We start from the raw sequence: 5,708 nt of genomic DNA, 5'->3' as shown, positions 1-5,708 counted from the left end.
CCAGGGTTACCTTAACCCCATCTTTTTCGTGTTCCATCCGCAGCACATCAAAGAAGCCGTGCAGGGCATGCTTGGCAGCACAGTAGCCGGAACGCCAGGGGGAACCAAACTTGCCCATTAGGGAAGTCACGGTAACATAATGCCCGGCCTTCTTTTCTACAAAATGGGGAAGGAGTGCCTTGCTGAGCGCAACCGTGCCCAGGTAGTTGATGTCCATTAGTTTTTTGTACACGGATAGCTCCGTCTCTGCGATCAGGGAGCGCTGGCTGATCCCTGCGTTGTTGATCAGGATATCCACTCCTCCAAATAAAGAAAGGGCTTTTTCCACCAGTTCTCGCATGTTATCAGCTTCCGCCAAATCGAGTTCGAGGATCGCTACCTTGGCGGGTTCAGGGCACCGGCTGGCCACCTCTTTTAATTTATCCACGGAACGGGCAGAGAGGATTACCCTGTTGCCCAGTCTGTTGAGTGTAATTGCGAGATCTTCCCCTATGCCTGAAGAGGCCCCTGTAATCCATATGATTTTATCCCTAATTCTTGCCATCACTGAAAATTGGAGTCAAAATATAGTTAAATTTGGCTTCACAATTGATGAAGGCCCACTACAGAAAATATTCCCTAAAATTCAAGGTCCCCGGGGGCACCTCCCGCGGGGTGCTGACCGAGAAAGAAACCTGGTTCGTTATCCTGGAGGAGAATGGGCGTCTCGGGATAGGGGAGTGTGGCCTCTTTCGCGGGCTGAGCCATGATGATGTTCCCGATTATGAGGAAAAGCTCGCCTGGGCGTGTGCCCATATCGATAAGGGACTGGAAAACCTGCTAAGCGAACTTACAGAATACCCGAGTATCCAATTCGGCCTGGAACAGGCTTTCCTCTCCCTTGAAGGGGAAACCCCTTTTCATCTCTTTCCTTCCGCTTTTACTCAGGAGCAGGCCCCCATCCCCATTAATGGCCTTATCTGGATGGGTGAGCCGGAATTTATGCGGCAACAGATTATGGAGAAGATCAAACAGGGATTCAGCTGCTTGAAACTAAAAATTGGGGCCCTGGATTTTGAAACGGAACTAGGATTACTTTCCGAGATCCGCAACTCCTATCCCGCTGAGGTGCTTCAGCTACGGGTAGATGCCAATGGGGCGTTTTCACCCGCCGAGGCCCTGGACAAGCTCACAGCCCTCGCTGCTTATGACCTTCATTCCATAGAACAACCTATAAAAGCGGGGCAACCGGAACTCATGGCCGGCCTTTGCGAACAGACCCCCTTGCCCATTGCACTTGATGAAGAATTGATCGGGATTACACGGACGGAAGAAAAGTTAAAATTATTACAGACCATCAACCCGCAGTTCATTATTTTAAAACCAAGTCTGGTCGGCGGCTTTTCGGGGAGCAGGGAATGGATATTGCTGGCTGAAGCCCAGGGGGCAGGTTGGTGGATAACAAGTGCCCTGGAATCTAATATTGGCCTGAACGCCATTGCCCAGTGGACCTACACCCTGGGTGTTTCACTACCACAAGGATTGGGGACGGGCGGACTTTTTGTGAATAATGTGGAAGCGCCGCTTTTGGTATCCGGGGGATGCCTTTCCTACAGGAAGGACCAAAGCTGGCAAGCTGAAATAATTAGTGAATTATGTATATAGAACAAGCATACAAGGCTTTGCATGAACCCTGGCGGTATATCCTGGGTTTCCTATTGGTTTTTATCGCCTGGCAGGTGATCGGGGCTGTACCCTTAACGGGATTGCTCATCCTTAAATCCCTGGATTCAGGGACCATCCCTACTGATCTTGGAGACATGTCTGCCATGCTGGGGGCCAACCTTTTCCTGTTTTTGATGCTGCTGTCTTTCGTTGCAGCCTTCATAGGACTTCTGCTGGTCGTAAAATATCTGCATAAACAGGGGTTCAAAAGCCTGACCACGGCCCGTAAGAAAATCGACTGGGGTCGTATCGTCTACGCCTTTTCCCTGTGGGCCGTAGTGTCGGTATTTTTTATATTGCTGGATATCTTCCTTTCCCCCGGTGACTACGTGTTCAATTTTGAATGGGGCCCCTTCCTCATCCTGTTTATCATTGCCGTACTGTTTATCCCGTTGCAGACCAGTTTTGAAGAATATTTTATGCGGGGGTACCTCATGCAGGGGATAGGTTTAGCCTCGAAAAACCGCTGGTTACCGCTCCTGAGCACCTCCTTTTTGTTCGGGATCCTGCATATTTTTAACCCGGAGGTGGATAAACTGGGCTACGGAATAATGATATTCTATATGGGTACCGGCCTGTTTCTGGGCATATTGACCCTTATGGACAAGGGACTGGAACTTGCCATTGGATTCCATGCGGCCAATAACCTGATGGCCGCCCTGCTGGTTACGGCCGACTGGACCGCCTTCCAAACCCCTTCTATTTACCGTGATATTTCTAACCCTGAATTGGGCTGGGATGTGTTGATCCCTGTCTTTGTGGTGTACCCTGTTCTGCTGTACATCTTTGCGCGGAGATACGGCTGGACCAACTGGCAGGAACGCCTTACCGGAAGGGTAATTCCGCAATCTGAACTCGAAACACATGCTGATGAAAACTGAAGAACCAATTATCCACCCCGACTTTCGTTTCAATGGCATTCACTATGACCTGAATGCACTCAAAGATGTGGCGTATAGCCTGATCAAAGAAGGGGAACCCTTTGAGCAGCGGATCGGGGATTTTATGATGGACTGGATTTCTGATGATGACACTGTATTGGTGACCACTTCAGGGGCCACAGGACCTCCCAAACGGCTGTTTTTAAAAAAGGAACATATGCGGAATTCTGCAAAGGCCACTGGTGCATTACTGGGCCTGCAGGAGGGTGATTCCGCGCTATTATGCCTTCCAGCAGAATATGTCGCGGGAAAGATGATGCTGGCGAGGGCCATGGTCCTGGGCCTGGATCTGGACTACGCAGAACCGGCTTCAGATCCTTTATGGAGCACATTGGACTCCTATGATTTTTCGGCTATGGTTCCCATGCAACTACAAAGGTCATTGAAAAAGCTCGACCGTTTTGGCACCTTGCTGGTTGGTGGTGCCCCGGTATCAGATGAACTGAGGAAAGCACTACAGGATTCTAAAACCCGCATTTTCGAGACCTATGGCATGACGGAAACCTGTACCCATGTGGCTTTAAAAGCGCTCAATCCGGCCGCCAGCAAACTCAAAGGGACTTCAGATACTTCATTTAAGGCGATGCCAGGAGTGACTTTTTCCATTGATGAAAGGGGTTGTCTGGTTGTGACAGCTCCGGACTACACTGATTATCCCATAACCACCAATGATATGGTAGAACTGCTTAACGAAGGGGAGTTCGTCTGGCTGGGTCGCTATGACAATCTGGTAAATTCCGGAGGTGTAAAGCTGATCCCGGAGTCTATTGAAGCCAAAGTAAAAACGGTATTCGATGGAACCTTCATTTTGGGTGGGATCCCGGACGAACGTCTCGGGCAAAGCCTGGTAATGGTAGTGGAGGCTAAGGAAGTGCCGGGAGATTTGAAGGAACGTCTGGAAAACCTAAAGCCCCTAGGTAAGTATGAAGTGCCCAAACGCATATTTGCCCTGGAAGAATTTCCCAGGACCCAGAATGGCAAGATCAAACGAAAGCAAGTACTAAAACAATTTTATTCAGGTAATACCGCCGGGTAGCTCATTCTAACCTGGGGTATTAAAGTAACATGACCAACATGAAGCAACTACTTTCCTTTTTTATCCTCCTTATCTCCTTATCGGTAAATGGGCAGCACATTCTTCCGGAAGAAGAACGTGCACGTGTAGTAGATGAGCTGCTCGATGAACGCTTTACACAGGTTTTACCCGGGTTGATGGATACCACCGGGATCGATATGTGGATCCTGATCTCACGGGAATACAATGAAGACCCAGTGCTACGCACCATGTTGCCGGCTACCTGGCTGAATGCACGGCGGCGGACCATACTGGTTTTTTATAGAAATGCGGAGCAGGATACCATAGAGCGGCTTGCAGTGGCCCGTTACAATGTGGGGAAGAACATCATATCGGCCTGGGATAAGGATAAGGAACCCGACCAGTGGAAACGGTTGATGGAAATTATTGAGGAAAGGAACCCGGTAAGGATCGGACTTAATTATTCCAGGGACCACAACATTGCAGATGGCCTGGATAAAACCGATCATGATGCTTTCATGGCAAGGCTGCCACAAAAGTTCAAAAAGCGGGTGGTCTCTGCAGAACAACTGGCCGTTCGCTGGATCGAAACCCGTACAGAACGCGAAATGACCATTTACCGCCAACTGGTATCCATCACCCACCAGATCATTGCCGAGGCCTTTTCAGAGAAGGTGATTACCCCGGGGGTTACCACCACCTCAGAAGTAGAGTGGTGGATGCGGCAGCAGGTAACAGACCTGGGCCTGGAAACCTGGTTCCATCCTACTGTGGATGTGCAACGTACCCAGGAAGAATTGGTTTCCCATTTGTATTCCTTTTCGGGCAGGCCCGAGGATATGGTCATAATGCCCGGTGACTTATTACATTGTGATTTCGGGATCACCTACCTCCGATTGAATACAGATTGCCAGGAACTGGCCTATGTGCTTAAACCTGGTGAAAAGGAGGCCCCTGAATTCCTGAGGGAAGCCCTTAAGGACGGCAACCGGGTGCAGGATTTCCTGACCAACAATATGGTCGCAGGCCGCACGGGCAATGAGATCCTGGCCAGGTCGCTGGAAGCGGCACGTCAGGCTGGATTGCGCCCGGCGATCTACACCCATCCCCTGGGGAGTTACGGACATTCTGCTGGCACCACCATTGGCATGTGGGATGCCCAGGATGGGGTGATGAAAGATGACGGGGAAAACTACCCGCTTAATCCACATACAGTTTATGCGATTGAGTTGAATACTACGGTAAACATTCCCGAATGGAAGCGGGATATCCGCATCATGCTTGAAGAGGCAGGGTATTTTGGAGAAGAGGGTTTCCGCTATGTCAATGGGCGGCAGGAACACCTCCTGCTGATCCCCAGGCAGGATTAGAGGAAACAGGTTTTACATTTTTTAACGATCTTACCCCTACAATGTAACCCTCAATTACTTATCTTAGAAGGAGTTAAAAAAAAGCGTTATGAAAAAGCTCGTTTACCTATTCCTATTTATTGCTCCACTTTGCTTTGGACAACAGGATACTAAAAACATTCTGGGCAGGGTTACAGATGGTCGTAGCCCTATTTCAAATGTTACTATAAACGTATCGGATTATAATCAGCAAACAACCACAGATGCAGATGGCCGCTACCGTATACAGGCCAGGGTAGGGGATATCATTACCTATAACTATGTCGGATTAAAGACAGTAGAGATACAGGTGGAAGATGTGACCCGGATCTTAAATCCGGTAATGGTCCCTGATATCAACCAGCTCGAGGAGGTAATTGTTCTCGGGAGCAATCGCAAGTCACAGAAAGAGCTTGCACTGGAATATAAACTCAACAAAAGATTGATCCGTACTGCTTACGGCTACATGGATGCGGACACTGCTCCGGGAATCATCCGCTTCCTGGATGAAGAACAGATCAACAATGTGGCCCTGTGCATCCTGGACGTCCTGCGTGCGGAATTTCCTGGCGTTCGGGTAGTGGGGAATTGTACAGGTGCATTCGGCCAGAGCTTTGGCGGACAGTTGACCAATATCAC

General features: G+C 49.4%; 6 protein-coding genes. 5 read left to right on the top strand and 1 reads right to left on the bottom strand.

Annotated elements, in window-relative coordinates; translation table 11 throughout:
* Positions 1-544: SDR family NAD(P)-dependent oxidoreductase (locus AC4E7D_RS10930; RefSeq protein WP_490173832.1), on the bottom strand; the 544-nt coding region annotated here is incomplete at its 3' end.
* Positions 545-591: 47 nt separating this feature from the next.
* Between AC4E7D_RS10930 and AC4E7D_RS10925 the strand changes: the two genes are divergently transcribed.
* The 5 genes from AC4E7D_RS10925 to AC4E7D_RS10905 all read left to right on the top strand — a co-directional run.
* The gene (locus AC4E7D_RS10925) at positions 592-1,644 is read left to right on the top strand and encodes an o-succinylbenzoate synthase (protein ID WP_490173831.1); all 1,053 of its coding nucleotides are present in this window, start codon (positions 592-594) and stop codon (positions 1,642-1,644) included.
* Positions 1,635-2,585, top strand: a complete 951-nt coding sequence (locus AC4E7D_RS10920; protein ID WP_490173830.1) for a CPBP family intramembrane glutamic endopeptidase — start codon at positions 1,635-1,637, stop codon at positions 2,583-2,585. Before AC4E7D_RS10925 ends, AC4E7D_RS10920 begins: the two co-directional genes overlap by 10 nt.
* The gene (locus AC4E7D_RS10915) at positions 2,575-3,681 is read left to right on the top strand and encodes an AMP-binding protein (protein ID WP_490173829.1); all 1,107 of its coding nucleotides are present in this window, start codon (positions 2,575-2,577) and stop codon (positions 3,679-3,681) included. Before AC4E7D_RS10920 ends, AC4E7D_RS10915 begins: the two co-directional genes overlap by 11 nt.
* A 38-nt stretch (positions 3,682-3,719) precedes the next feature.
* Positions 3,720-5,051, top strand: a complete 1,332-nt coding sequence (locus tag AC4E7D_RS10910; RefSeq protein ID WP_490173828.1) for a M24 family metallopeptidase — start codon at positions 3,720-3,722, stop codon at positions 5,049-5,051.
* Positions 5,052-5,139: 88 nt separating this feature from the next.
* On the top strand, positions 5,140-5,708 hold a 569-nt coding region (locus tag AC4E7D_RS10905), incomplete at its 3' end, for a carboxypeptidase-like regulatory domain-containing protein (RefSeq protein ID WP_490173827.1).

The sequence above is a fragment of the Lentiprolixibacter sp. genome (genome assembly GCF_982873095.1).
Note: the sequence above shows the minus strand (reverse complement) of the source record. Positions and strands in the feature narration are given on the sequence as shown.